This window comes from Paraburkholderia sp. LEh10, assembly GCF_017814945.1.
Lineage (GTDB): Bacteria > Pseudomonadota > Gammaproteobacteria > Burkholderiales > Burkholderiaceae > Paraburkholderia.
The window spans coordinates 88,863-114,768 of the sequence record NZ_JAGIPX010000011.1; the positions used below are offsets into that span (position 1 = coordinate 88,863).

The following is a 25,906-nucleotide window of genomic DNA, read 5'->3' on the forward strand; positions in this document are numbered from 1 at the left end:
CGCACCATTTTCATGTCGAAAAAAACAGAGCGAAACCGTATCCCCCTCCTGCCGCAGTGCCTCCACCCGCACATATCGCCCGTGCGCACAGCGTGCACGAATAAGCCGCTCTATCCTGGGCGTTGTGGACAAAGTTGTGGAAAACCATTTTTCAACTATCCATCGCAAGGACATCTCGGCAGGGTTCATCTGACTCTCCTTAGACTGCGTTTCGTCTGCTGGTGCGATGCCCTTTCGTGATTGCCCTGCTAAGGCATACGAATATTGACCTCGTGAAATGCCCAGGCATCGTGGCTTTTCACCTAAGGTTAAACGGCAGACTTCGCACCGGGCGAACCAAGTGACAACACCGAAAAGTGTCCTGTCGTTGCATCAGGATAGTTCGGCTCATGCCAAATGAGGTAATCGAAAAAGTAAATCAGGTGATAACGCGAGATTCGTGTTACGTGCGGGGTTTCAAATCGGTCGAAGACCGGCCGCGGCCTCGGTTTTCCACGCCGCGGCCACGCCAGATACGCTACTGACTGATGCCCGTACACGATATGTCGGTTCGGGCAGCCAAGCAGCTCATCGGCCCCATGCATCAGGAGGACTACTAGAGTGGCACGACGATCGAGTTGTCGATGAGACTCGTGTCAATCACACATGTGAGGTCCCCGATTAGATATCCGGTCTCACTGCCCGCTCGCGGCACCAGACGACCATAATACGTACCGACCAGGAACAATTCGGACCGGACATCCAACATGGATCTGGCGACAAGAACATTGGCCGAAAACTTTAACTCTTCGGCGTCCGGTTGCACTTGCACATTAGTGACAAAATGCCTCATCACTCGTGGTGCAAACATCATAAGCTCCGATGCAGCTTTTATTCGGTCCTGCATCGCAGGACGGCCTTCGCATCGCATGATGGGCAACGGTAATCCAGCTAGATAATTTTCGCGGGTGACCAGGACATAGTTGGCATCGTCGGTGAACATGTCGATCCATTCACCCAACCGGTCCCCGTCCAGATGGTCCGAATATCTCGCGAGAATCCTCGTTGCCGTCAGCTCCCGTAAGATTTTTTCACTCAGGTTTTCGAGGACGCTGCTCATCGTGCCATTCCCATTACGTCGCGGTAGTACTGATAGAATTTTCGAATGGCGACTTCTGTAATCATATGGTCCGCATCTTCAACGTCACGCCCCCCCATTTCGATCAGCGTCGAATGCTTTGGATGCGATTTCATGCCGTTCTGCGCAAACTCGATGATCTCGCCGTCGTCCACCGAAACAAGCCCGGCCGGTCCGAACAAAGCAGCCTGCCGCAGCCGACGTTCAGTCGTCTCATCGTCGTCGCTCGCGTAGCCGAAATGCGTCCAAACAAGTTCGAACTCACCCGGTGCAGCTGGAACGATCTGGCGCGTAGCAAGGCAACTCATGTTCTGCTGGAGAATCAGGTTAGGCCATATTGTCATGATTACGGCCGCCTCGGTGCCAGGAAACTCAGGGACTTTCTCAAACAACTTCTGGTCATTGAGCTTCAGGTCCGCGCGATACGTCGCCATCTTCCTGGTCTCTTCCCCCGCTGTGTCGACCGACGGCTTATCCGAGCAGTGCACCGAATGTCGACCCGTGTCGTCCATAATCGCTCGTCCAGGTTGATCCGCACGAATAAGGCCTGACGAGATAAAGAAGACGTGCAACAACGCGGCGTGGTAAGGATCTTTGATGTTTTCGAACATCAGCTTCCAGTTACCCGGTATGCGCTGCCGGTGTCGCCCTAGAATCTTCAGCTCCCGCCCGTCAAAGGCTCGGTCGAAATATCGTAGAACCGATGGGCCTAGGAATTCTTCGAGCGGTTCCATATCGGGCGCGAAGCTGGCAAAGATCACACCGTTTCGAGTCGCAACGTTCAGACGGGTCAGTCCAAAATCTTTGAGATCGAAATCTTCCGGCATACCACCCTTACCATCGATCCCTCTGCGATACGCAACACCTCGAAGTGAACCATCGAGGTTGTAATTCCATTGGTGATAGGGGCAGGTGAATACTTTGGCGTTACCGCCCGGCTGCTTGCAAAATTCAACGCCCCGGTGCGCACACCTATTCTCCAGGACTACGATTCCGTCCTTGGTGCGAACAATGATTACGGCCCGGTTTCCTACCCAACCTCGGCGGAAGTCGCCCTTATTTGGAATTTCTGCCTCGAGGCCGACAAAGTTCCATGAGCGCCCGTGAAAAATTGTGTTTAGTTCCGCTTTGAAGATCTCGGACGATGTATAGATCTGATAGGGAACACGCGTCGACGATTCCCACTTGATTTGAGCTTCAACTTGTTCCAACTTTTCTGTCTCCATGCAATTTCGCGTTCGACATCCGTGTCTTCACGAACGAACGGGCAATTGCTTCACAACTCACTAGAACCGCATTGGTTACATATATTGCGATATCGTGTTCAGACTGCCCGAACGATCCGATTTCGAAGCGTTCCAATTGAAGGGTTACTCACTTCGACGACATCGCCGTCCTTCAAGCCTGGCATGGTCGGCCCGTCGGACCCAAGCCAGATCACATCGCCGGGATGAAGAGTGAGATATCGGCTCATACGCGAGATGTACTGAGACACACTAAAGATCATGTGCTCCGTCGAATACGAGGAAACTTCCTTACCGTTGACAGACACCGTGACTTCCTGTCGCATTGGATCCAGTCCTGTTGCAACGAATGGACCCATCGGTTTGAACGTGTCGGTATTCTTTGCTCGCCAGAAGGTACGGTCGTTGAACTGCCATTCACGTTCACTCAAGTCGTTTCCAAGCGTGCATCCAGCAATGCAGGACATCGCGTCCGCCTCGCTCAAATTCTTCGCACGCTTCCCAACAACGAGGACAAGCTCTCCTTCGAACTCGAGCGAACCACGCGAATCCGCGGGAACGATGACGTCACTCCCGTGGCCAGTCAATGCATTCGGAGACCGGTATCCGATATCGGCCTCCGTGGGCACCTGAAACTTCTTTCCGAAGTGTTCATTTGCCCAGGTGATGTGGTTTCGAAAGTTTAAACCAGCTGCATAAAAGTTCTGTGGCTGGACCGGAGCCATGAACGTCGCTTCGGTGACTGGAACGATCTGCCCCGTGTACTCAAACTTGTCAAACGGTACGCGGTCAACAACTGCTATTACGTCATTTCGCAAGATACCAAAGGCCGGCGATCCGTCGATTTCGATGCGGCACCACTTCATTACGTTTTCTCCGTTTCACTGAACTCGAACACCGGCTCCATCGTATGCTTCAAAATTAACGCAGACGTCGCCGAGATCTGAAACTCGGTCGTAGATTCAAGGAATCTAAAAGGTCCAGTGATCTTGAAAGGAGGCTTTTCTCCTTGAGCATTGTCATAAAGAAAGCCCGTAACATAGGCCGTCACAATCATCGAGTCCGCGCCAGCAACCTGACACAGCACGTTGGAGGCCGCATGCCGAACAATACGCGATTTTGCGCGCGCATCTAGCATGGATCGAATTGAGTCATGGCCGATGTGCCGCTTCCCCTGTCTCTGCCATTCTGCGTCAACCGCAAACAGGTTCAAAAGCTCACCATAACTCCCATGGTCAAGACAATGGAACAGGCGGAGGAGTTGACGACTACAGAGATTTTCAAGGGAAATATCGTGTGTAGTCTCGGAAGAGAAACCCATCATGCCGCTCCAGAGGTACGTTTTTCGTGCATGTAACTTTCAGCGTCGACCTGGTATCCTTCCACGTTTTTGCGGTACTCGTCGGACTGAAAGAATGCGAGATAATCCTCTTCCTTGCTAAAATTGGTCGCATTCAGTTCCACTTCGTTACCGTCCGGGTCTGAATAGTAGAAGCTCGTACTGGGGCCGTGGTTGTACGCCTTGAACGGCGTAATTCCAGCGGACTTCAGCACTTCATATCGACGAAAGAGGTGTTGGAGCGACTGTTCACGAAATTGCATGTGATTCAACCCGCTGCCTGCCGGGTGACGATCGCCGAGCTCAGGAATCTCAAAAAGGCCGAGCACCTGCGTAATTGGGTAGTTCGTGTGGATCCGAAGGAAACACAAACGGGTCACGTCGGGGATGCTCTTCAATCCACGGTTGGGCGCGACGTCGACTGCCGGTTTCAAGCCGCCGAAAAAGTCGACATACCATGCCTTCATCGAGTCGAATGAGCGAGTGTGAAGAATAATTTCGCTAATCTGCAACGGACCTAAGGCCAGTTCGTCACTTGTGGATGGCCGCTGGTCCGCCACAGTTGCGTATGCCTCAGTTTGGGGTTGGCTCATATCATCTCCTATTGAATTGTGTTGGATCGTTCTGGCTGCGCGCCGCCCCTCGATCTCGGTAACATTTGCCACCCGGTCGATCGTATGAGTATGCAGACCAAGAACCTCGGCGCGTCCGTGCCATCAAAGCGTCCCGCGACCTCTGTTGGCTCAATGCGCAAGACCCTTCGCGTCGCGGTGGAGGCAACTCTCGGCTTTCTCGGAAAGGTGGTTTCGCCACTAGCCGCCGTCTCGTTCGCCAAGCTGGCTGACTGGATTTGCGAGGGTCAACCGCTCCCCCCTTAATTCTGCAGTCGTCGGGTCGAGCGATGCTAATAACAAAAGCGGATAACCCTATCCGCCGGATCGGCGTGAAGCAGCCGTAGGAATCCATGTATCACAGCCAGCGGGCACTACAGCCTGCTTTTCGTGTGATGGACCCTGCTGCGCGCAGCAGTTATATCTGTCGATTGGCGCGGCATGGTTGGGCAATCTCAAGAAAGAACTCGTTCGACGCCAACCATTGGATATGCGGCGCCCTAGTGCTCTCGCGATCGGTAGAGAGCACCAAACACGCACCATGACTCCAATCATTGCCCTGTTCGTGCTCGTGCCACGTCTTGTGCGGACACAACCCCGCTTTTGTCTCCCATTTGGGCTAGCACGTAGTTCGAGACTGCTGCGATGTCGCCGTCGTCGAGCGACATACCAAATCCGGGCATCCGTTCTGCCCCATGGGCTGTCTGCAGCGAAGACCCTTCGAGGATCACCTTGACGAGGTTTGTCCCTGCGGTATCGTTGACCGTCTTCGCACCCAGCAGAGTGGCGAACGGACTTCCTCGGCCGGTCCCATCGAACTGGTGACATCCCGCACACTGATTGGCGAAAACCTGTAGTCCGCGAGCATGCGCCAACCCCGCGTCGGCGGCATAGACGGCGCCAGACGACCGCGCAAGCGAAGGTTCGATGCTGACCGTGATTGGATTTGCGCCGGTTTTTGCCTGCCCTTCTCGCAGATACGCGACAAGGGCGGAAATGTCGCCCGGCGTCAGATGCCGCAAGCTGTAGTTGATCACCTCAGCCATCGGACCCGTGGCCGAGCCGTGTCCGTCGGCATGACCAGTAGACAGATACTTTTCGAGTTGCGTGTTGGTCCAACTGTCGATGCCATGTGCTGCATCGGGGGTGATGTTGTAAGCCCGTTGGCCTAAGAGCGTCTCGCCGGATAGCGACTCACTCGACTTGAGTCCGAACCCCACGTTACGGGGCGTATGGCATTCGGCACAATGACCGAGCGCGCCCGCCAGGTAGGCACCGCGATTCCAGAGGAGCGTTTTCTGGCCATCGTAACGAGCAGGAGCGGTCGATGCGAAAATTCTCTTCCATACGGCAAGGCCCCATCGCTGGTTGAAAGGGAATGGCAGTTCATTGGCGGGCACGGTGGTCTTCACCGGCTCGACCGTCTCCAGATATGCGCGAATCGCCAGCACGTCCTCCCGCGACATCGAGGCGTAGGCTGCGTACGGCATCGCCGGGTAAAGATTCCCACGAGGAGCCTTGCCATGCTGGACCGCATCGACAAACTGTTGCTCGGTGAAACGTCCGATTCCGGTCTCTGGATCAGGGGTGATATTGGTTGAATAGATACGCCCGAACGGAAGATCGAACGAGCGACCGCCCGCGTACGGCTTGCCACCCCCAGTAACGTGACACCCAAGACAGTCCGCAGCCCGAGCGAGATATTCGCCACGCGCGGCCAAGGTCGTGAACATTGCCGGCGCACCCGTTGCCGGCGTTGCAGTCACCGGTTCGCCGTTGTCACGACCGATCTGGGCCACGCCCGCAAGAGCGATTACGACAACGCCAGCTGCGATTGCGAGATACCGAAGACGCATGAACAGGTCCAGAGTTAAGTTGTCAGCCGGGCCGGCAGCGGCAGGCTACGCAAGCGGATGCCCGTTGCCGCGGCGATCGCATTTGCCACGGCCGGCGCGACCGTGCAGACACCAGGCTCACCAACGCCTGTCGGCGGCCGGTCCGATTCGACGATGTGAACCTCTACGGTGGGCATCTCGGAAATCCGAAGTACCGGATAGTCGTGGAAATTTGATTGCTGGACCTGACCATCCTTAAGCGTGATGGCACCGTGTAGCGTGTAGGACAAGCCGAATCCCGCACCGCCTTCCATCTGCGCGCGAATGATGCTCGGATTGATGGCAACTCCGCAGTCAATGGCTACGACCAGCCGGTCGACCCGGAACGTACCGTCCGTCGCTACCGTGACCTCGGCGATGTGTGCTACGAATGTGCGGAATGCGGACTGGACGGCAATGCCACGTCCACGTTTTTCACCTGGTGCGCCCGGGGCAAGGGGTTTATCCCAACCTGCGGCTTTCGCGGCGGTTGTCAAGACGGTGCGATACGGCGCGGCCTCTGGCGTCGTCAGCCGATCTAGCCGGAATTTCAGCGGATCGGTGCCCGACACGATCGCCAGCTCATCAAGAAAACATTCGCCCGCGAACGCCGTGTGCGTGTGTTCGACGGAACGGTACCATTGCACACTCACACCTCCATTGAAGATCGGATGTTGCTCGACCTGCAAATTGGGAATCGTATAGGGCATGTCCGAAAGGCCCTGGATCATCGTTTGAATCTTCTTCGGATTGAAGAAGCTAAATCCCGCCGACCCCAGGAAGTCTTGCGCAACGATTCGGTGGTGCATTGATTGGAGGCGCCGCTCGCGATCAAGGTAGGCTCGCGCCCAGTGCACGACGAGCGGCCGGTAGCCCCCTGCACGCATATCGTCCTCACGCATCCAGACCATTTTCACCGGACCGGTGATGCCGCGCTGCTTGGCCGCAGTCGCAATAGAAGCAGCCTCGCAAAGATAATCCGAAACCGGGCTCGCGCGGCGGCCAAAGCTTCCGCCCGCGTATAGCTGATTCAAGGTCACTTTTTCGGGCGGAATTCCCAACTGCTCGCCCAGGTTTAGTTGGTCTGGTGTCTGCCACTGTTCGCCGTTCCACACCGTGCATTCGCCGTCTCCAACCTGCACGATGCAATTCATCGGTTCCATGGCGGCATGGGCCAGGTACGGCAGTTCGTAGAACGCCTCGATCACAGTGCCGTCACCGCTGCTGGCACGTGTAACATCGCCGACCTGAGCAACGATGTCTCCGGGAGTGAGCGCGATTTTTTTGTACTGCTCGGTGAGATTAACCGTATCTACCCGCTCAGCACGGTCGAGATCCCAGTCGATCTTCAGCGCATCTCGGCCTTTGCGGGCGACCCAGGTGTTGCGTGCGAGCACGGCGACTCCGCCGAGGCTGCGCTTTGTTCCTGGGTAGGAAACCACAGCGACTACGCCGGGAATCTTCATGGCTTCCCGATCGTCTACGTGCTTGACCGTCCCGCCGAAACGTGGAGCGTGTGCGACAACAGCGACCAACATGCCTGGTAAGCGTAGGTCCTGGATGTAGATCGCTTTACCGTGGGTTTTCTCCACGATGTCCGTTCGCGCAAACCCTTCCTTGCCGATCAGGCGATAATCGGCGCGCTTCTTCAGCGCGATGCTGGTAGGGACCGGGCGGCGAGATGCGCCGGCGACGAATTCCCCGAAGCCGCCACGGTGTCCGCTTGAACGGTGAATGAGCACCCCGCGTTCAATGGTGATCTCGCTGGCAGGCACCTTCCATCGCTGCGCGGCTTCAGCCAGGAGCATGGCCCGTGCCGCCGCTCCCGCCTGGCGCATCTGCTCCCAGGAATTGAACATCGACGAACTGCCACCAGTCGTCTGAAGCTTCAGCGCGCCCAGTGACAAATTGCTGTAGAGCTCGCGGTCGGCCGGCGCTGCGACGACCCGCACCCTCGACCAGTCTGCGTCTAACTCCTCCGCGGCCAGCGTCGCTAAGCCTGTGTAGACGCCTTGCCCCATCTCCAGGTGTTTGGCGATCACAGTTACATCGCCGCTTTCTGATATCCGTACGAAGGCGTTCGGGGCGAGCTCTGTCTGGGCTGCTGCAGCTGGCTGCGCAACCCGTTGCGCTGCGCGACCAGTCTTCGGTGCTAGATAGACGCCAATCAGCAAAGCTGTCGAGCCCTGGATGAACCGCCGACGCGACGGATCGGGTACGGGGGTGGTGCTCATCACGCTTCCCCCGCGAGTTTGCGTGCCGCCAGGTGAATTGCTGCGCGTATCCGCACATAGGTCGCACACCGGCAGATGTTGCCACCCATCGCTACATCAATGTCTCGATCGCTGGGGCGGGGGTTATGCGCCAGCAAAGCTGCAGCAGTCATGACCTGCCCGGGCTGGCAGTACCCGCATTGCGCGACTTCAAGTTCCGTCCATGCGGCGAGTACCGCCGCACCTTCGCTCGTCGTGTGCACGCCTTCGATCGTAGTGACGTGCTGCTTGTCGACCCGACCGAGCGACGTCATGCAAGAGCGAACGGGGCGACCGTCCAAGTGCACCGTGCAAGCGCCGCACATGGCCATGCCACAACCGTACTTGGTCCCCGTCATGTCAAGCTCATCACGGAGATACCACAGCAAAGGCATGTCGTCGTTACCTTCAACGACGTGGGATGTATCGTTGATTGTCAGTTTCAACTGGGCGCTCCGCGATGCGACAATACGGTTAGATATTCGTACAACGCCCGATTATCTGGTCCGCCCATCTGCACCGCGTAGCCCAATCCTTCCGGCTTATTGCCCAATCGTCTAGGTTGCCGCAAAAAATCTGACGTGCCTGCCGTTTGACCTTAAGGCCAGTTGGCCCACTCACAGAGGAACAGAGCTATGACGTCACACACAGTTGCCCGATAATAAGTGCCCCTTTTTCGGCACGATCTCCTACCCGTTTTCCGCTCGCAGATTATCGGCGACCGACCTCTTCAGGCGGCAAGCAGCCCGCGTCCACACGCCTCGATCGAATCGCGCAAAAAATGGTCCATCAACAGTCATCGAGCGGCGTCGATACAAAGACGGTCAGGCTGAGCTATCGCCTGTTAATGGATGGAAATGAAGATTATGCTTCTATCGTAACTCTGCCCTGAGTCTTCAGTATCCGACCAATGAGCCCACCAACGCAGGTTGGGCAGGTTAGTCAAGTCGTGTGGATTAAGCCTCAGAAAGCCATTCCATGGGCACCAATTTAGTTCCGTCACGCCACTCTGGCAAGCCGACGACTCCATCGATGCCTCCCCACACTTCGCTTGATGCGTGATCCAGTACGATGAGTTGGAGCTTCCCCTTTTCGCCCTCCACCACGCTGCCCATCACCTCGAACGCTTTGCGAACCGCATCAACGTCTTCGTCGCGTATCTTGGGGTCGTCTTCAACTTCAACGTCTCTGGACGCCACGTGCTTGGGGAAATAGACCTGGCTCGGTTGATCTAGCACAAGAAATGCAGGCACAGGACTGTGCTTTTGGCCCAGATAAAATTGGTGAAGAGAGAGCAGCACAGCCAAGTGATAGGAGAGCCAATTCGAGCCACTTCCGATCTCAGACAGATAGTCATCCCGCTCGGAACCGAGCACCTTAATGGTCAGATCGTTAGTCTCAAGGGAGATGGGATCGTTCGGATTCTCGATATCAAGGTGCGGCAAGAGCTTGCCGGCATTGGCGTTGATAGTCCGCAAAGCTCTGCGTTTCCGAGCTTCGACGTCTTGTTCGCGCAACTCCCCTTCCAGCGCTGATACTGCTTCTTTGAGGGTTCTAACCTCTTCGACCAGTTCGCTATCGCCGCCCAATTTCCGATGAAGGTCCAGTGACGACTCGAGATTGCCTATGAAGCGCTCGGTACGCTTCGCGGAGAATTGCTGTTCACTAGCCTCCTTTGATCTGCCCGTCAACGCTCGCTTGCGAATCTGAACCGCCCGAAGACGCTCGGTCGCATTTCCGACATCTGTTGTGACGCGCTGTAACTCCCGATCGAATGCCGCGGGTACCTCTTTGTCTTTGTCTGCGCCTGCTGCCGTCTCCACTTCTTCCAGACGCTGGCTAAGAACCTGGAGTTTTTGCTTGGCTGAATCGGTGCTGCTACCACACATGGGGCAATCCGACTCATCGCTTGCATGCGACATCAGCCAACTCGACAGCTGAAGCCGTCCTCGTTGCACCGACAGAGCAGCCTCGTACTGTTGGACGCCAACGCGCATCCGATTCATTTCCTCCAGCCGATGACGCAGGGTAGTGAGCTCGCGTGAAACCTCCCGCTCTTCGCTCTCAAGGCTGCTCAGCTCTCGTAGCGCATCCGAAATTGTTTCAGTGCTGACTGCCAAGGTCACGTCGGTTCTAGTGATGACTTCGTCAAGCAACTCAATCATTTGATCCCGAGAGACCTCTTCCTCCAACCTGGGAAGCAGGCCAAGTTCTTGAGCTTCACTGAATTTGGATTTCAAGTCGGCAAGCCACTGTGCCGAAACATCCTGTGCATCCTTGAGCTCTCGCTCTTTGCGGCGCAATAGCTGCCTGGTACGGTTCAACTCGAACTGCTTGGCCATCAATGCCGGCGTGATCGCGCCAAGTACGTAGGGAAAGATCTTCCTCAACTTTTCCCGGTGCTCGTAGGTGTTGGTCTTAAAGAATAAGACGTCGGGGTTAGCCACCACGTTCTGAGGCTGAAACGTGAAAGCAGCCAAGTCCCGGAACGCCGGCCGCCCATCAAACCCGGAACTTTCCTCTCCACCCGCAAAGTCCAGATTGGAAAGGTTGGCAAGGTCATCGAGCAGTCTCTTGACTGCTGTAGCGTTAGTGTTTCTGGCGATGCGGTTTGGGATCTTGGATATTTTGTCGGCTTCCAGAAGAAACATTTCGTCCGTGCTGCGCTGAGTTCCCGGCTCCTTTCGTGCCAGGAGCTTTTCACCTTGGGCCGTCGCGATAACGACGCCGAACCATTCGCAATATTTGCGGATGGTGTTCACAGGAATTGAGCAGGTACTGGAACCGAGGCAATAATCGATGATAGGAATAACCGCCGACTTGCCAGTTCGCGATGCGCCACTGATAACATTGACCTTCCCGAGCTCAAACTTCAATGTGCGAGGTTGAAAGTCTCCATTGCGCGGCCAGAGTACGATCCCTCGAATCTGAAAATACATTAGAGCCTCACTTTCAGCGTAGACACGACCTCATGTACCGTGAGTTCACCAAACCAGGCGCCGAGCTTTTCTGCCAGATCCATAAGGTTCTTTACTTCGTCTGACAACCCTCTCGCCTTAGTTCGCGACAGGGGGATCGCCTCACCGTTGTCGGCGAGTTTGAGCAAGCTCCCCGCGACGGCCAGCTCTACGGATTGCAGGCTTAGCTTGCGCCATCGAATTGAGCGGTCGTGGATCTGGATCAGCAGGTCCTGTTTAGGCGCTGACGAATCTCCGAACTTTGCGGCGAACGCCCGCAAGCCTGAACTCTTGTATGTGCGTCTCACAAATTCCGAACTCGCCTGGTGCAAAACGATAGGTAGCACCAGAAAAAGAAGTGGCAGAGGCGGCGGAGCATTTACGCGGTTCGTCTCAACATATCCACAACAAAATCTCCAGACGAGCGCAGCACCCAACGCAGGGTTTTGTACGTTTTGAGCCTCTCGTGCGAGCATCTTCACGCTACCTTCTTGAGCTTCAATTGCGCTTCATAGTTCGGGTGCCAACCCACGACCAGATCGTCAGCTAACATGTGGAAGCAACCAGGGATGAAATGACTTGGCGGTGACATCGCTTGAACAGGTGCGGTGAACTGCATGCAGTCAAAATACAGGGCCTGCCCTTGCTGCTGTTCGGGCCTGCTACCGTAATTCAATCCACAGCTTCGCTGTTTGTTCTTCCATGTTCGCTTCAGCGTATCATCTAGGTCATCAAAGGAAGTCTCGTCAACTTCGCCCCGAGCAGCCCAATCAGTCCGGTCAAACGTGGCCATGAAGTAATCACTCGCAGCCCCGAGCATCTCCTCAAATGACAGCCCGATGATGTCCAGTTGCTGGATGAAATTGTCGGGAAGATAGCCTCGCGACATTTCCTCTGACGGCGCGGGAGCTCGACTCAAAAGTACAGTCTGTCGATCGATTTTTTGGACGTAAGAGGTGTACCAGCCATAGAAGTCATCGCGGGCGATGACGGCCGGTTTGCCAACCTCAAGTAGTAGATCGACGTGGCGCTTTACCATTCCGCAAAGGTGACTGGTGATGTCATTGACCTTAGATGGTGAAACGGGGTGGCTTCGAACGAGCGCTTCAAGATCAGCCTGCGGACTACCGCTGCCCAGCGTCAACTGAAAATTGCAGATGAGTCGCTCTAAAAGGCTCTGATCTGCGGTAAATACCTTCTCGACGTAAGAGGAAATCTCCGCAGAAACTCCTGCCTTTAGCTCAAACTTTGGCGGGCTTCCCCACAACGCATTTCGCGCCTTCGCGATGGCGGCTTGGGCGCTTTCGTGGGTAGTCGCATTGGCGAAGCTTTCAACGATGGCTCCCTCGACCGGACGAGAAACGTAAAGCTCGAAAATCGCTTTATCTACCTCGAACCCGGGGGTGGCCGCCAGTTCGATCCAATTGGAAAGCGTCTTCCACAACGACTTTGCACGGTCTGCCGCAGGGTTGGCCGTAAGCGCGCTTTTGCTCTGAATCAGCTTAACCGAACCACCGCAATCCTCCTGAGCTACATCGTCGAGAAGCTCCAGGCTGCAAAAGCTCCCTTCTGGTGCTTGAAGCAACAAATGGGTGAGCCGCGTAAACTGAAGGCTATAACCCAACGCTTGCCCCGGAACCTCAGTTTTCCGCTTGCTTCGGGATGGTCTTCGCGCCCTTGAAGTTGCCATTCAGTTCCCCCTAAATAGAGACCCCTAACTGATTTCGGCATATCATACAAGAAACGATGGTTACCGACCCGGTGTGCTCGGGCAATTTTACGGTTTTGCAATCGACGGATAGCGTTCGCACTTCTATGGATGCTGCGGAAACAGACCATCGAGTCTGCGCTCTATTCAGACCGTTCTCCGTAAGCAGTCGGGCCCGCGTCGGAAGCCTGTTCTAGGTTGCAAGGTGGATTCCCCGCACAGCAAGCGGAGCGTAGCTAGTCACCAACGCTGCATTGCTTTGGTACACGTATGCCGTTGGCATCAAGTTGCGCACCGAGCATAAGGTTCCAGACCTGCGCCAGCAATGCTGACGGCACACTATTCCTTTCTTCTCGAAAACTCCTCGGCCAGAAAATCAATCAGCGCGCGGACCGCGGATCTTTGTCCGCGACGACTTGCATATACGGCGTGAATGACACCCTCGCCAGATTGCCATCCTGGCAATACACGAACGAGAGTCCCTGTCTCCAGCTTGTGCCTGCAGAGGTGTTCTGGAAGCATGGCGATACCCAATCCGTCTAGCGCCGCTTGGCTCAGAACGAAAAAGTCCCCGCACCGCAGACGAGGCCTAATGGAAACGGAGTGTAGCTTTCCCGTCGCGTCAACTAAATCCCAATGTTGCCCTTCTTCGTTCAGGGCAAGAACAGGTTGAGCGACGAGGTCGTCAATTGTCATGTCCGGAGGACAATTCTTCAACATGGCGGGGCTTGCAACGAGCAAACGTCGCGACGTGCCGAGCCGCCGCATGATCAACGACATGTCGTCCGTTATATTGGTTCGAACGCGTAGGGCCAAATCCACGCCCTCGGTGATCAGGTCCACCGGTCTGTTTACTTCCACGACCTCTAATTGCACTCGAGGGTATGTGTGCAAAAAGCGCCGTAACATCTCCTCGACAAGATGCGGCATCAATCCCTGCGGACAGCTTACCCGGACAATGCCGTTTGGCTCAGCGCGGGCGTTCTGAGCAACCGCTTGTGCGAATTCCAGACCTGACACTATGGCTTCGCTCTGTTCGAAAACCGCCTGGCCCACCTCGGTGAGCCGCAGCCGGCGCGTTGTCCGCTCCAGCAGCCTAACGTCGAGGTCTGATTCCAACCGCGCCAAACGCTTGCTGACTGTCGCTTTCGGAACGCCTAGGTGCCGCGCGGCCGCCGTGAGGCTGCCACACGTAACTACCGCATGAAAGTTGGCAAAATCGTTTAAATCGGTCATGCCCACATAATGAGGCAACCGATTGTTATTGTGAAGTAGACAATGTGTAGCCTACAGAGGGACTTATCCGCACTCGAGTTTAAATCGACAATGGATCATCAATCGAACAGTCAGAGGATCCATGTCAAAGATCGCCATCATCTATTACAGCAGCACTGGCAACACCTATCACGTCGCCAAGGCCGCTGCGGAGGGCGCCCAATCCACCGGTGCTGAAGTTAGATTACTGCGCGCGGCGGAGCTTGTTCCCGACTCCGTGATCGACAAGGTTCCCAACTGGCGAGCGCACATCGATGCGACGAAAGACGTCCCCGTCGCGACTCCAGACGATCTCGTATGGGCGGATGGTTTCCTTTTCGGAACGCCAACGCGTTTCGGCCTTCCCGCGGCGCAGTTGAAGCAGTTCATCGACGGCTGCAGCGGTCCCTGGTCGCAAGGCAAGTTGCAGGACAAGGCAACTGGCGTCTTCGGCGGAGCGGGCAATGTCCATGGCGGTCAGGAAGCAACACTGCTTGCGCTTCAGAACGTCTTCTATCACTGGGGCTCCGTCATCGTGCCGATCGGCTACACCGATCCCGCCGTCTACGCGGCCGGCGGAAACCCCTACGGCGTGAGCTTCACCGATCCACGTGGCGACGCGCTTCCAGATGGTGTCCTCGACGCGGCCCGCCATCTCGGCCGCCGCACCGCCAAGATCGCAGAGCTCCTGCGGTCGTACCGCGAAGCCGCCTCGGCGTAAGGAAACAGGCCCGTCCCCAATGTCGCTCCCTCTTATGCAGCGCGCTGTCGCGCACGTGGAATCCCCCCAGTTTGGCCGCGGACTCGCGGATACCCATCGTGTCCGCCCTCTTATCTCCGCAGGCGATTGGGCGGCAACCGATCCGTTCCTGTTACTGATGGAGGACCGCTACGGCCCGAATGTCTTTTCACCACACCCTCATCGCGGAATCGAAACCCTCACCTATCTGATCTCGGGAGAACTCGAGCACTACGACAATCATGGCGCCCAAGCCGTGCTTACGCCCGGTGACGCCGCACTTTTGACCGCGGGCCGCGGCATCGTCCATGACGAGCGCCCAGTCAATGGCCATGAGGCGCATATCCTACAACTGTGGATCAACCTCCCGCGCGCTAACAAGATGTCGACTGCCAGACTTCAGCCGCTTCGGTGGAGCGAATTGCCACTCATCCGAGGAAACGGCTACGAAGTCCGTCTTTACTCCGGCGCGGTCGGAGAAGTCGTATCTCCAACTCTCAATTTCACGCCCTTTACCTTCGTGGACATCCGTCTCGAACCGGGCGCGACGTTCGAGCATCCCTTGGCGGCAGACGTCAATTGCTTCCTCGTGCCATTGACAGGGGCTGTTGATGCCGGCGCTATAACCAGCCACATCGCGGCGGGCCAGATCGCGTGGCTCGAGCACATGACCGAGCGAAGTAGCGTTCGTATCACCGCCCATGAAACCGGTGCGCGCCTTATCCTCGCAGCTGGCAAGCCGTTGCGAGAGCCTGTCGCCGCCCGTGGCCCCTTCGTCATGAACAGCGCCGTGGAACTGGATCTGGCCTACGCTGATTTCCGGGCGCAACAACAGAGGTTCGGCATCGACACTCCCTCGAATACCACGCTCCAGAAGGGAGCTACAGTATGAACGCCGACCTCATCATCGATAACGTTCCGGTCAAATCAAGCGACGGAGGCACGTTCGAACGTCGTAACCCCTTCGGAGACAAGGTAGTAACGACGGCCGCAGCGGGGACGGTCGCCGACGCGACGCACGCCGCAGATTCAGCGGCGCGTGCGTTCGAGGGTTGGTCGCAAACGGGTCCCAGTGAGCGTCGACGTATTCTCCTTGCTGTCGCCGACCGTCTCGAAGCCAAGATAGAACCTATCACCGCCGCGATGGCAGCAGAAATCGGCGGGTCGGCGATGTGGGCCGGTCTGAATGTCAATCTCGCGGCATCGCTACTCCGAGAAGCCGCCGGACTGACCACGCAGATGAGCGGCGAGACGATCCCGACAGATCGGGCCGGTGCGCTGTCGATGACGGTGCGCCAACCCGTCGGCGTAGTGCTCAGCATGGCGCCGTGGAACGGGCCCGTTCTGCTGGGTGCCCGATCCATAGCCTATCCCATTGCCTGTGGTAACACGGTCGTGTTCCGAGGCTCGGAAATCAGTCCAAAGACTCACGCCTTGCTGGTCGAAGCATTTCATGAGGGAGGCCTCCCGCCAGGCGTACTCAATTTCGTGCTGAATGCACCTGCAGCCGGACCGGACATTGTCGACGCCTTGATCAACCATCCCGCCGTCCGGCGCATCAACTTTACGGGCTCGACTCGCGTGGGACGGATCATCGCCGAAAAAGCGGGCCACGCGCTCAAGCGCTGCCTGCTGGAGTTGGGCGGCAAGGCGCCTTTCGTGGTACTTGATGACGCTGATCTTGATGCGGCGGTGAACGCAGCCACTTTCGGGTCATTCATGTACCAAGGGCAGATCTGCATGACGACGGAGCGCGTTGTCGTCGACGAGTCAATCGCGGACGCCTTTGTAGAACGGTTCGCGAAGCGAGCCAAAGCACTTGCCATCGGGGATCCGACCCGTGACCCCTCAATCGTCATCGGTCCCGTGATCGACACCCGCTCGGGTGACCGTCTCAATCATCTTATCCGTGACGCGCTCGACAAGGGCGCGGTGCTGGCAGCAGGCGGCCTTGCCGAGGGCGCGATGATGCGGCCGACGATCCTCGACCGTTGCACTCCCGAGATGACCGTCTATGACGAGGAGACCTTCGGGCCCGTGACGATCGTGGTCCGTGTAAGCGGCATTGAGGAAGCGGTGCGGGTTGCCAACGATACACAGTACGGTCTCGCGGCCTCAGTGTTTGGGCGTGACGCCTATCGCGCCCTTCAGGTAGCCCGGCGGATCGACGCTGGTGCTGTCCATGTCAACGGCGCTACGGTTCAGAACGAACCGCAAGCACCGTATGGCGGGATGAAGGCGAGCGGATACGGCCGATTCGACGGCCGGGCTGTGATCGACGAGTTCACCGAACTCAAATGGCTGACGATCGAACACGCAAATCAGCCCTACCCGATTTGATGGAGCCGGGCATCTGCCGCGGCATCGCCCGGCGGTTCGCGTCCCATTGAAAAAACCAAGATCAAAAGCGACCGAGGTCGCAAAGGAGAACAAGATGACACAAGAGCACCGGCGCCAGATGAAGGCTGCTGTGATGAGGGAGCCCAAAGCACCATTTCAGTTCGAAGACATCTATGTCGGCACGATCCGCGACGATGAAGTGCTCGTGCGCATTGTCGCCAGCGGCGTGTGCCACACCGATATCATGGTCCGCAACCAGGACGCGCCGGTGCCCCTGCCCGCAATCGCCGGGCACGAAGGGGCAGGCGTCGTCGAGGCAGTGGGAGCAGCGGTTACGGAGGTAAAGCCGGGTGATCATGTTGTACTCAGCTACATGTCCTGCGGCCATTGCAAGCCCTGCATTTCGGGGCACCCTGCACATTGCGCTCACGTCTGGCCCATCAACTTCGGCGGTAGTCGCCTCGACGGATCCACCGGAACGCACGACGCCCACGGCCATGTGATGCACGATCACTTCTTCGGGCAATCGTCCTTCGCCGAATATTCAGTTGCTAACGAACGAAATGTGGTGAAGGTCCCCGACGATTTGCCGCTCGAACTGCTTGCTCCGCTCGGCTGCGGCATTGAAACGGGCGCAGGTGGCGTTCTCAACGCCCTGAAGGTCCGCCCTGGATCGAGTTTTGCGGCATTTGGCGCCGGAGCGGTCGGCCTGTCGGCCGTGATGGCAGCGAGAGTCGCCGGCGCGACGACAATCATCGCCGTGGACGTTAACGCTGACCGATTGAAGCTGGCACTCGAGCTGGGAGCCACCCACAGCGTTAACTCGCGTGAAGGAGATCCCGTAGGGCAAATTCGCGCCATCACAGGCGGAGGGCTCGACTACTCACTGGAATGCAGTGGTCGCAAGGAAGTCCTGCGTCAGGCAATCGATGCGCTTGGCAGCTTCGGCACTTGCGGCATCATCGGTGCGACGCGCCCTGGCACCGAAGCATCGTTCGACATCAACGACGTAATGGCGCCCTCAAAGCGCATCATGGGTATCGTGCAGGGCGACGCTATCCCCAAGATATTCATCCCCGCCCTGATCGAGCTCTTCCGTCAGGGTCGTTTTCCATTCGACCGATTGATAAGGTACTACGACTTCGTGGACATCAATCAGGCCATCGAGGACAGTGAGAGCGGGCGGACCATCAAGCCTGTGCTCCGCATTGGCAAGGCCTGAAAATCAGCCCATCAGGCGCCCGGCTTCCCCGCGGCGAATGTTCGAGTGCTGCAGTTCGGCAAGCAATTGGCAAGGCTATCCAGATGACTTTTAAATCAATAAATCCCTACACTGAAACGCTGATCGCTGAATACGATGAACACAATGACGCACGAGTTGAGTCGATCCTCGCGCAAGCCGAGAAGACCTATGCGACAGACTGGCGCGAGCGTTCCTATGGTGAGCGCGCCGAGGTGATACGTAAGGTCGCCGACCTTCTCGAGAACCGTCTCGACGACTATGCGCACCTCGCCACAACCGAAATGGGCAAGCGTCTTCCTGAGGCGCAGTGGGAGGTTCGCTTCTGCGTCGACGTCCTGCGTTATTATGCGGATCACGCTGAGAGTATTCTCGCCTCTCGCCCGTTGCAGGTTCAACAGGGAAAGGCGCGAGTCGAGGCGCGACCTCTGGGACCGGTGCTTTGCATCGAGCCGTGGAACTTCCCTTTCTTCCAGCTGACGCGGGTCGCCGCCCCGATCCTTATGGCCGGTAACACGGTGGTTATGAAGCATGCCGCCAGCGTCCCACAATGCGCGCTTGCATTCGAGAAGCTGTTCATTGACGCCGGTGCACCGGCGGGCATTTACACCAACCTGTTCGTCAGCAATGTTCGCGCCGCAGGCGTGATCGCCGACAAACGTATCCGCGCGATTTCGCTAACCGGTAGCGAGCGAGCAGGAATAGCAGTCGCCGCACAGGCGGGCAAGGCGCTCAAGAAGGTGACGATGGAACTCGGTGGCAGCGACGCCTTCGTCGTCCTCGACGACGCGAATCTCGACGTGGCAATTCCGCTCGCCGTGTTCGGTCGAATGATGAACACCGGCCAAGGTTGCGGCTGCTCCAAGCGCTTCATTCTTCCTGCCAACCTGTACGAACAGTTCGTTGCCCGGTTTGCGCAAGAACTTGAGGCACTCACGCCTGGCGACCCACTGGATCCAGCGACCGGCGTCGGTCCGCTTAGTAGCAAAGCGGCGCTTGATCGGGCACTGCAGCAGATCGACGAGGCCGTTGCTCACGGTGCAAAAATCGTAACGGGCGGTAAGCGCCTGGACCGGGAAGGTTATTTTCTTGCACCGACAATCCTGACCGATGTAAACGCCGACAACCCAGTCTTCCATCAGGAAATCTTCGCGCCTGTCGCCGTGGTCTTCCGGGTTGAAAGTGACGCAGAGGCCATCGCCTTGGCCAACGACTCCCCTTATGGCCTCGGCGGGTCGGTGATCTCGCCGGATGTCGAACGTGCGGAACAGGTCGCAGCACAGATCGACACTGGCATGATATTCATCAATCAGGTGGCGGACAGCGCACCAAACCTGCCTTGGGGCGGAGTGAAGAACTCTGGTTATGGCCGAGAACTCGCCGACTTCGGGATCACCGAATTCGTCAACTGGAAGCTGATCCGCACAGCGGAATAATTCGAGGGACGTTCAATATGAGTGACACGATAAAGTCAGCAGTAACGCTGAATTCTCATTTCCTCGGTGCCTTGTCCATAGAACTTGATCGGCGCATCGAGATCGGACCCACGCCAGCGGGCGCGAGGAACTTTGCGGTCATAGCCGGAGGGACCCTTAAAGGACCGGCAATCAATGCCAAAATCTTGCCAGGGGGAAGTGACTCGCTCGTTCGTGGTAGCGACGGCTCAGGCCGCCCTGACTGTCGTTTGATCCTTGAGACGGACGACGGCGCGATCATCCTCGTACGTTATCAGGGCATCCGCTTCGTTGAGGGCGACCAGGATTATTGGCGCTGTTTGCCGCTCTTCGAAACGGCATCCGACAAATACGGCTGGATGAACCGGATAATCTGCGTGTCCCTGGGTCGGATGGACGACGGCGTTATCGTCTACGACATCTTCCAGATCGACTAGCGACTACCCCGATTCGACTTGAGGGAATACACGTAAGGTTAGGTGAAAGCTATGGTGGAAGAATTTGAGCAGCGCCGCCTCAAGGCGTTAAACGCCCAGATTACGGGGAGCACAAAGCTTGTCGGCATCGTCGGCACACCGGTTGACCAGCTTAAATCGCCGGGCGTGTGGAATCCGCTCTTTGAGCGCTACAGCGTCGACGCCGCTTTTCTGCCGTTCGATGTGCCGACGGAAGCCTTCGACCGCGTAATGTCTGGGCTAAAAGCGCTCAGCAACATCCGCGGTCTGATGATCACAATGCCTCACAAGTTCGCTGCGGTACGCCACGCCGATAAGCTCTCGTCGCAATCGAAGCACATCGGCGCCATCAGCATGATGCGGCGGAGCAGTGATGGGAGTTGGATCGGAGACTCTTGCGAGGCGCAGGCCGTTCTGACGGCGCTTGGCAAGACGACATTTGAGCCAAAGGGTGTCGACGCATTCCTAATCGGTGCGGGAGGTGCGGGCCAAGTCATCGCTTGGGCGCTTGCACTTGCAGGCGCAGCGTCTGTCGTGATCCATGACGTGAATCGGGGGCGAGCCGAGGACCTGGCGCGCCGCATTTCTTCTTCTACGAGTTGTCGCGCCTCTTATGGCGAGAACGATCCATCCCAATGCGATCTTGTCATCAACGCGACCCCTACGGGCATGTCGGAGCTGGATCCGCTGCCGACCGACGTCGAACGGTTTGCCAAATCCGCAATCGTGTTGGACATGATCGCCGACCCATCGCCAACCAGGTTTTTACAACACGCCTCATTGCGTGGTCATCAAATTGTCGACGGCCTCACGGTCCTGCAGGCGACCGTGCCTGTCTTCGCCGAGTTCCTGGGATTGGGGTCAGGATGGGATCGATAACTTTGACTCGTCGCCGGCGGTCGTGATTTCGAATAGGAGGTGCCGCTGAAACTCCCCGCCTGGACTGCATATCCGCTGCAGACGATTTTACTCACGGCCTCCATGGCGCTCGTCATGTCGCTAGCGCTCACCATTGTCCGTACGGGACCTGTAGACGGGTGGTTCCCTGTCGCGGTGTGTAACGCCGTCACCGCCTTTCCGATAGCGCTCTGCGCGACATTAATCATCGGCCCACCGATCCGGCGCCTTGTCGTTGAACTCACCCGCCAGGCGGAGTCGCCGCCATCAAGCAAGCAGTCGCCTGATTAGCGCGTAGCGGTGCTGTGTCCCGCCAGCTAGCGATGCAAGAAGCGCGCAAGGCGGGTCTGATGCCATACGCACTGGACGAAATGGCAAATAGCTCTGCACGTGCGTCGTATTCGCCGCTCTGCACAGCGCGATCGCACGCGTTGGTGGTCGTCATCCTCCTCAGCACTCCTGCCCGCGCGCCGCCGACATTGCAATCACAGCAAAGAAGAAATAGGTATCCCCTCCTGCAAAGGTATCGAAGGCGTCCCTCCGGGTGGGGACTGACCGGCAGAGCGCTCGCTCTTAGCATGTTGCTATGGTCTGATCTCCCGAAAGGACACCGATGAAAGCAGTGCTCATAGAACGCCACGGCGGATCTGAGGTACTTGAGTATGTCGACGTGGAACTTCAGGATCCTGCTCCGGGTGAGGTTACGGTTCGTCAAACCGCCATCGGCGTGAACTTTTCCGACATTAATGTGCGGAGAGGTGGTTTCTACCTGAACAATCAATCGAATTTTCCTCTTTGCCTAGGAAATGAGGCGGCCGGGGTGGTCGTGAAGGTAGGACCAGGTCCCACAGCATTTAACGAGGGAGATCGCGTTGCCTATGCGGGTAGCGGAGGACTTTTTTTTGAAAACACGGGAGCGTATGTGGAGATGCGCAACATCCCAAGCACATGCCTCGTAAAGTTGCCAGATGATATTCCCGATCAGGTCGCTGCTGCAATGTTGCTGAAGGGGCTCACAGCTTCCGTCGTGATAAATCGGAACTACAAACCGAAACCGTACGATCCGTTCCTTATACACGCCGCAGCCAGCGGGGTCGGCAGCATTCTCGCGCAATGGAGTCGCCATCTTGGTGCGCGCGTTGTTGGTACTGTGGGTTCGCCCGAAAAAGCAGAATTCGCTCGGGCTCACGGTTGCGACGAAACAATACTCTATCGAAGCGAAGACTTCGTACATCGCTGCCGCCAGTTGGTTCCGGACGGTGTCGCTGCGGTATTCGATGGGGTCGGAGCGGACACATTCTTGCGCTCCTTCGATTGTGCCCGGCCTTTTGCGGCCTTGGTGAATTATGGAAATGCATCAGGGCCCGTGCCCGCGTTCAACATCATGATGCTCGCGCAAAAAGGCTGCTTCGCTTCACAGACCCGGCTTCGGATTCCATGCCGATACGCCTGAAACGCTTGGTGCAGCAGCAAAAGAATTGTTCGATCTGGTGCGAGAAGGTGCACTTAAGATCCACATCTCGAACGTCTTTGCATTGAGCGACGCCGCGCATGCGCATCGCGCGATTGAAGCTGGACAGACCACGGGCTCAGTCCTTCTGGTTCCTTAAGCAATGTTCACAACCATTGAGAGTCGCCTGTTCGAACTAGAACGTCAGCGTTGTCGAGCCTTGACCGACGGGCACACTGACAAACTAGCTCGTCTACTGTCGCCCAAACTTTCGCATGTACATGCAACCGGTCGTGTCGAGAACCTCGATCAGTATCTGCGCTACGTCAGCGAGCGGGCCGAATTTCTGCAGATGCAGCGCAGTAATTTGCAGCTCGACGTCGAGCCAGGCTTTGCTGTAATGACCGGCGGCCAATCCGCCGTGCTACGACTCAAACCCGATGATGGCCGAATTCGGCGACTGGAAGCTTGGGTCACTCAACTATGGGTGTTGGAGGGCAAGGACTGGAGATTGCGCGCCTTCCAAGCAACGCCTCTCCCAATGGCCACCGGAGATTCTTCTTGAAGATCTGCAGATTCATGACGAAAGACGGAATTACTCGGGTTGGGAGCTTGGAGGACGACCACGTGCGCGAGATCGAGGGCGCGGATAACGTCGTCCTCGCCGCGTCCGACAGCGGCAGACGTTTTGCGGGTACCCACCCCCTGACTGACGTCCAGCTCCTGACACCGATACCTGCCCCGCGGAAGATACTTGGCGTTGGATTGAATTATCTCGACCACATTAACGAAGGACTTACCGCTCGGAAACCACCAGATTTTCCGGTCTTCTTTAATAAACAGGTCAGTTCAATCGTCGGCCCTGGAGACGCGATTCACCTCCCGCTTGTTTCAGATCAGCTTGACTACGAGGGCGAACTCGGTGTGGTAATTGGCCGGGAGTGTCGTCATGTACCGGAAAAACGCGCATCTGAAGTAATCGCCGGGTATGTAATCGTGAACGACGTGAGTGTCCGCGACTGGCAACGTAAATCGCCAACAATCACTTTGGGGAAATCGTTCGACACCCACTGCCCTGTCGGGCCTTGGCTTGTCACCCCTGACGAGATCGGCAACGTTCGAGAACTTCAGATACGCACTAGCTTAAATGGTGTATTGATGCAAGACTTTTCAACGGCGGACATGCTGTTCGGTGTCGAGAAGCTTATCGAAGTGCTCACGACATGTTTTACATTAGAGCCAGGCGACATCATTGCAACAGGAACTGGCCAGGGTGTAGGAATCCATCGCAACCCGCCGCGGTGGATGCAGGCGGGGGACATCGTTCGCGTTGAGATCACTGGAGTAGGAATACTTGAAAACCCCGTGATCGCAGAGCCGGAGACTACGGCTTGGCGGTAGAGAAAGGCCCCTTCGCTATCTCCGATTCGTGTATTTCAAGGCAGTCTACGTCGCCTGAACATGAAGTGTTCCCGACGCGATCGTCCAACGCGGAGGAATGTGCTCACCGGCCCAGAAGGCTGCAAGGCAGCGTGGTCAGTGTCAACGCTCTGCTGGCTGAAACTGCAAATCGGCCGTACCGAATGACGCCATGATGAGCGAGGCGACGGTCGCGCAAATCAGTCCACTCCATAACGCTGCATGGTAGCTTCGCGTCGCGTCGAAAAAACACCCAAAAATGGAAGGTCCCAGTCCGAGCCCCAGCGAGAACGCGATCATCAACGACCCAAAGATTTTGCCCAGATGGTCGACCCCGAAGATGCGCGACGTCACGTAGCCGAGAGCGTCGACCTCTGCTCCTAGTCCAATACCAAGGAATGCGCCTGCTAGAAACGACGCAACTGTGACGGGAAGTGGGGACAAAAGTGCAACAAACGCGAGAACAGGCGCAAGGAATATGACGGCAGTCAGCCTTGGGGCAAACATACGGTCGAGCAACCTGGCGAGCATGAGTCGCCCAGCGATCATAGACACGCCCATTACTGACATGACGAACGCCGAACGCTGCGGGGTCATTCCCGAGTCCGTCAAAATCAGCGGCAGGCTATTAGCACCACCGCTCACCGCGACAGATATCGCTAAAAATGCAACTGCCAACTTCCAGAAATGTTTCGTTTGAACGGCCATCTTCAGGGTGTCACCAGCGTTCTTCGAGGCACGCCCGACGTCAACCGCTCCCCTTGACGGAGGGTCCTTGATCAGCAGCAGTGTGGCAAAGACTCCCACCAAGATCACGACGCCCCCCAAACCAGCGTATGCGATGCGCCAACCGAATAGCATGATGAGTTTCGCGGCCAAGGGAGGAAAAACGGCGATACCGATGCCGCCAAGCGCCAGGCTAATGCTCAGCGCCATCCCCCGTCTCCGGTCGAACCAGCCCGAAACAAGCTGTACAGTCGGAAGAGGAGTCAGTCCGAAGGCCGCAATGCTGGCTATAAACATTAACGCCGCAAACGACACTGGCGTTCTTGAGAAATGTCCAAGCGCCGCGAGGGCAAGGCCAAACGCAATCGTAGACACCAACGACACCAACCGTCCTCCGAACGCTCCAACTGCCCAACCAACCAGCGGATAAAGTAAAGTTATCGCGATATTCGCAGGCAAGGCGGCAGACGCTATGGTTCCGCGCGGCCAGCCAACATCATCCGTGATAGCTTTCGTGAAAACGCCCGCCGTGTAGTAAAGGACCGGACCGAGATTGATGAACATGAGCAATCCGCTTCCAACCACCACGGACCATGCGCAATCTATTTCGCCCGCAGTTGATTGGGGCGGCATAAGTGGAGCGAGCGTTCGCGTCTTTTCTGACATTTTTCCACCGGTAGATATGGCGCCACTCCGAGGGGACGCGGATTCGAGTGTGCGCCCTTCTGATTTAACGATCTAAGGTTCGCATCGTCAGCCCCCCGTGCGGGGGACAAACCGCGAAGACAAAGGAGGCATGGGCTAGCACATGCGCCGCTGATGCAACTCCA

At 57.0% G+C, this 25,906-nt stretch carries 24 protein-coding genes and 1 pseudogene; 12 read left to right on the forward strand and 13 right to left on the reverse strand.

The features are described 5' to 3' along the window. Positions 1-595: 595 nt before the first annotated feature. The 12 genes from J8I87_RS11920 to J8I87_RS11975 form a co-directional block, all read right to left on the reverse strand. Positions 596-1,099, reverse strand: coding sequence for a nuclear transport factor 2 family protein (locus J8I87_RS11920; protein ID WP_209931656.1), 504 nt, complete (start codon positions 1,097-1,099; stop codon positions 596-598). Beyond that, entirely contained in the window at positions 1,096-2,343 is a 1,248-nt protein-coding gene (locus J8I87_RS11925; RefSeq protein WP_209931657.1) for an aromatic ring-hydroxylating oxygenase subunit alpha, read from the reverse strand. Before J8I87_RS11925 ends, J8I87_RS11920 begins: the two co-directional genes overlap by 4 nt. A gap of 98 nt (positions 2,344-2,441) precedes the next feature. Next, on the reverse strand, positions 2,442-3,227 hold the full coding sequence (locus tag J8I87_RS11930; protein WP_209931658.1) for a fumarylacetoacetate hydrolase family protein: 786 nt from the start codon (positions 3,225-3,227) through the stop codon (positions 2,442-2,444). Further along, positions 3,227-3,685, reverse strand: coding sequence for a nuclear transport factor 2 family protein (locus tag J8I87_RS11935; protein WP_209931659.1), 459 nt, complete (start codon positions 3,683-3,685; stop codon positions 3,227-3,229). The genes J8I87_RS11930 and J8I87_RS11935 overlap by 1 nt, the downstream gene beginning before the upstream one ends. Then, positions 3,682-4,293: a VOC family protein gene (locus J8I87_RS11940; RefSeq protein WP_209931660.1), complete on the reverse strand. Its 612-nt coding sequence runs from the start codon at positions 4,291-4,293 to the stop codon at positions 3,682-3,684. The genes J8I87_RS11935 and J8I87_RS11940 overlap by 4 nt, the downstream gene beginning before the upstream one ends. Positions 4,294-4,862: 569 nt before the next feature. After that, entirely contained in the window at positions 4,863-6,167 is a 1,305-nt protein-coding gene (locus J8I87_RS11945; protein WP_209931661.1) for a c-type cytochrome, read from the reverse strand. A 14-nt stretch (positions 6,168-6,181) separates the two neighbouring features. Further along, complete coding sequence (locus J8I87_RS11950) at positions 6,182-8,419, reverse strand: xanthine dehydrogenase family protein molybdopterin-binding subunit (RefSeq protein ID WP_209931662.1); 2,238 nt, start codon at positions 8,417-8,419, stop codon at positions 6,182-6,184. After that, positions 8,419-8,883 carry a (2Fe-2S)-binding protein gene (locus tag J8I87_RS11955; protein ID WP_280923067.1) on the reverse strand — a complete coding sequence of 155 codons (465 nt, stop codon included), beginning with the start codon at positions 8,881-8,883 and terminating at the stop codon, positions 8,419-8,421. Before J8I87_RS11955 ends, J8I87_RS11950 begins: the two co-directional genes overlap by 1 nt. A gap of 510 nt (positions 8,884-9,393) precedes the next feature. Continuing rightward, positions 9,394-11,376, reverse strand: coding sequence for a DUF3732 domain-containing protein (locus J8I87_RS11960; RefSeq protein WP_209931663.1), 1,983 nt, complete (start codon positions 11,374-11,376; stop codon positions 9,394-9,396). Then, positions 11,376-11,870, reverse strand: coding sequence for a three component ABC system middle component (locus tag J8I87_RS11965; protein ID WP_245253884.1), 495 nt, complete (start codon positions 11,868-11,870; stop codon positions 11,376-11,378). The genes J8I87_RS11960 and J8I87_RS11965 overlap by 1 nt, the downstream gene beginning before the upstream one ends. Before the next feature lie 2 nt (positions 11,871-11,872). Beyond that, a complete protein-coding gene (locus J8I87_RS11970) occupies positions 11,873-13,018 on the reverse strand; it encodes an ABC-three component system protein (protein WP_245253866.1) in 1,146 nt (381 codons plus the stop codon). Between the two features lie 423 nt (positions 13,019-13,441). Next, positions 13,442-14,338, reverse strand: a complete 897-nt coding sequence (locus J8I87_RS11975; protein WP_209931665.1) for a LysR family transcriptional regulator — start codon at positions 14,336-14,338, stop codon at positions 13,442-13,444. 121 nt (positions 14,339-14,459) lie between these two features. Here J8I87_RS11975 and wrbA point away from each other — a divergent pair, with 121 nt between their 5' ends. From wrbA to J8I87_RS12035, 12 genes and pseudogenes are all read left to right on the forward strand, one after another. Beyond that, positions 14,460-15,077: an NAD(P)H:quinone oxidoreductase gene (gene wrbA, locus J8I87_RS11980; protein ID WP_209931666.1), complete on the forward strand. Its 618-nt coding sequence runs from the start codon at positions 14,460-14,462 to the stop codon at positions 15,075-15,077. A gap of 19 nt (positions 15,078-15,096) precedes the next feature. Beyond that, positions 15,097-15,987 (forward strand): pirin family protein, encoded by an 891-nt coding sequence (locus J8I87_RS11985; RefSeq protein ID WP_209931667.1) that lies wholly within the window; start codon positions 15,097-15,099, stop codon positions 15,985-15,987. Further along, positions 15,984-17,435, forward strand: a complete 1,452-nt coding sequence (locus J8I87_RS11990) for an aldehyde dehydrogenase (protein ID WP_209931668.1) — start codon at positions 15,984-15,986, stop codon at positions 17,433-17,435. Before J8I87_RS11985 ends, J8I87_RS11990 begins: the two co-directional genes overlap by 4 nt. A gap of 94 nt (positions 17,436-17,529) precedes the next feature. Further along, positions 17,530-18,657, forward strand: coding sequence for an NAD(P)-dependent alcohol dehydrogenase (locus J8I87_RS11995; protein ID WP_209931669.1), 1,128 nt, complete (start codon positions 17,530-17,532; stop codon positions 18,655-18,657). A gap of 83 nt (positions 18,658-18,740) precedes the next feature. Next, positions 18,741-20,111, forward strand: coding sequence for an NAD-dependent succinate-semialdehyde dehydrogenase (locus J8I87_RS12000; RefSeq protein ID WP_209931670.1), 1,371 nt, complete (start codon positions 18,741-18,743; stop codon positions 20,109-20,111). A gap of 17 nt (positions 20,112-20,128) precedes the next feature. Further along, positions 20,129-20,566, forward strand: a complete 438-nt coding sequence (locus J8I87_RS12005) for a DUF3237 domain-containing protein (RefSeq protein ID WP_209931671.1) — start codon at positions 20,129-20,131, stop codon at positions 20,564-20,566. Between the two features lie 51 nt (positions 20,567-20,617). Beyond that, positions 20,618-21,463, forward strand: coding sequence for a shikimate dehydrogenase family protein (locus J8I87_RS12010; RefSeq protein ID WP_209931672.1), 846 nt, complete (start codon positions 20,618-20,620; stop codon positions 21,461-21,463). A gap of 102 nt (positions 21,464-21,565) precedes the next feature. Continuing rightward, positions 21,566-21,772 (forward strand): DUF2798 domain-containing protein, encoded by a 207-nt coding sequence (locus tag J8I87_RS46290; protein WP_409518749.1) that lies wholly within the window; start codon positions 21,566-21,568, stop codon positions 21,770-21,772. 322 nt (positions 21,773-22,094) lie between these two features. After that, the gene (locus J8I87_RS12020; protein ID WP_209931674.1) at positions 22,095-22,934 is read left to right on the forward strand and encodes a quinone oxidoreductase family protein; all 840 of its coding nucleotides are present in this window, start codon (positions 22,095-22,097) and stop codon (positions 22,932-22,934) included. A gap of 16 nt (positions 22,935-22,950) precedes the next feature. Then, positions 22,951-23,091, forward strand: a pseudogene (locus tag J8I87_RS46295) (zinc-binding dehydrogenase); the annotation flags it as partial. 3 nt (positions 23,092-23,094) lie between these two features. After that, positions 23,095-23,496, forward strand: a complete 402-nt coding sequence (locus J8I87_RS12030; protein ID WP_209931676.1) for a nuclear transport factor 2 family protein — start codon at positions 23,095-23,097, stop codon at positions 23,494-23,496. Then, the gene (locus J8I87_RS12035; protein ID WP_209931677.1) at positions 23,493-24,332 is read left to right on the forward strand and encodes a fumarylacetoacetate hydrolase family protein; all 840 of its coding nucleotides are present in this window, start codon (positions 23,493-23,495) and stop codon (positions 24,330-24,332) included. Before J8I87_RS12030 ends, J8I87_RS12035 begins: the two co-directional genes overlap by 4 nt. Positions 24,333-24,473: 141 nt before the next feature. Here J8I87_RS12035 and J8I87_RS12040 read toward each other — a convergent pair whose 3' ends face one another. Continuing rightward, positions 24,474-25,640 carry an MFS transporter gene (locus J8I87_RS12040; RefSeq protein ID WP_209931678.1) on the reverse strand — a complete coding sequence of 389 codons (1,167 nt, stop codon included), beginning with the start codon at positions 25,638-25,640 and terminating at the stop codon, positions 24,474-24,476. Positions 25,641-25,906: the final 266 nt, after the last annotated feature.

What these genes read in the sequence shown, in the direction of transcription:
- J8I87_RS11985 (WP_209931667.1), top strand. Translation starts at nt 15,097, where the DNA reads ATGTCGCTCCCTCTTATGCAGCGCGCTGTCGCGCACGTGGAATCCCCC.
- J8I87_RS11945 (WP_209931661.1), bottom strand. Translation starts at nt 6,167, where the DNA reads ATGCGTCTTCGGTATCTCGCAATCGCAGCTGGCGTTGTCGTAATCGCT.
- J8I87_RS12010 (WP_209931672.1), top strand. Translation starts at nt 20,618, where the DNA reads ATGGTGGAAGAATTTGAGCAGCGCCGCCTCAAGGCGTTAAACGCCCAG.
- wrbA (WP_209931666.1), top strand. Translation starts at nt 14,460, where the DNA reads ATGTCAAAGATCGCCATCATCTATTACAGCAGCACTGGCAACACCTAT.
- J8I87_RS11975 (WP_209931665.1), bottom strand. Translation starts at nt 14,338, where the DNA reads ATGACCGATTTAAACGATTTTGCCAACTTTCATGCGGTAGTTACGTGT.
- J8I87_RS11995 (WP_209931669.1), top strand. Translation starts at nt 17,530, where the DNA reads ATGACACAAGAGCACCGGCGCCAGATGAAGGCTGCTGTGATGAGGGAG.
- J8I87_RS46290 (WP_409518749.1), top strand. Translation starts at nt 21,566, where the DNA reads ATGGCGCTCGTCATGTCGCTAGCGCTCACCATTGTCCGTACGGGACCT.
- J8I87_RS11935 (WP_209931659.1), bottom strand. Translation starts at nt 3,685, where the DNA reads ATGATGGGTTTCTCTTCCGAGACTACACACGATATTTCCCTTGAAAAT.
- J8I87_RS11990 (WP_209931668.1), top strand. Translation starts at nt 15,984, where the DNA reads ATGAACGCCGACCTCATCATCGATAACGTTCCGGTCAAATCAAGCGAC.
- J8I87_RS11960 (WP_209931663.1), bottom strand. Translation starts at nt 11,376, where the DNA reads ATGTATTTTCAGATTCGAGGGATCGTACTCTGGCCGCGCAATGGAGAC.
- J8I87_RS11940 (WP_209931660.1), bottom strand. Translation starts at nt 4,293, where the DNA reads ATGAGCCAACCCCAAACTGAGGCATACGCAACTGTGGCGGACCAGCGG.
- J8I87_RS11965 (WP_245253884.1), bottom strand. Translation starts at nt 11,870, where the DNA reads ATGCTCGCACGAGAGGCTCAAAACGTACAAAACCCTGCGTTGGGTGCT.
- J8I87_RS12005 (WP_209931671.1), top strand. Translation starts at nt 20,129, where the DNA reads ATGAGTGACACGATAAAGTCAGCAGTAACGCTGAATTCTCATTTCCTC.
- J8I87_RS12040 (WP_209931678.1), bottom strand. Translation starts at nt 25,640, where the DNA reads ATGTTCATCAATCTCGGTCCGGTCCTTTACTACACGGCGGGCGTTTTC.
- J8I87_RS12020 (WP_209931674.1), top strand. Translation starts at nt 22,095, where the DNA reads ATGAAAGCAGTGCTCATAGAACGCCACGGCGGATCTGAGGTACTTGAG.
- J8I87_RS12030 (WP_209931676.1), top strand. Translation starts at nt 23,095, where the DNA reads ATGTTCACAACCATTGAGAGTCGCCTGTTCGAACTAGAACGTCAGCGT.
- J8I87_RS11920 (WP_209931656.1), bottom strand. Translation starts at nt 1,099, where the DNA reads ATGAGCAGCGTCCTCGAAAACCTGAGTGAAAAAATCTTACGGGAGCTG.
- J8I87_RS11930 (WP_209931658.1), bottom strand. Translation starts at nt 3,227, where the DNA reads ATGAAGTGGTGCCGCATCGAAATCGACGGATCGCCGGCCTTTGGTATC.
- J8I87_RS11925 (WP_209931657.1), bottom strand. Translation starts at nt 2,343, where the DNA reads ATGGAGACAGAAAAGTTGGAACAAGTTGAAGCTCAAATCAAGTGGGAA.
- J8I87_RS12000 (WP_209931670.1), top strand. Translation starts at nt 18,741, where the DNA reads ATGACTTTTAAATCAATAAATCCCTACACTGAAACGCTGATCGCTGAA.
- J8I87_RS11950 (WP_209931662.1), bottom strand. Translation starts at nt 8,419, where the DNA reads ATGAGCACCACCCCCGTACCCGATCCGTCGCGTCGGCGGTTCATCCAG.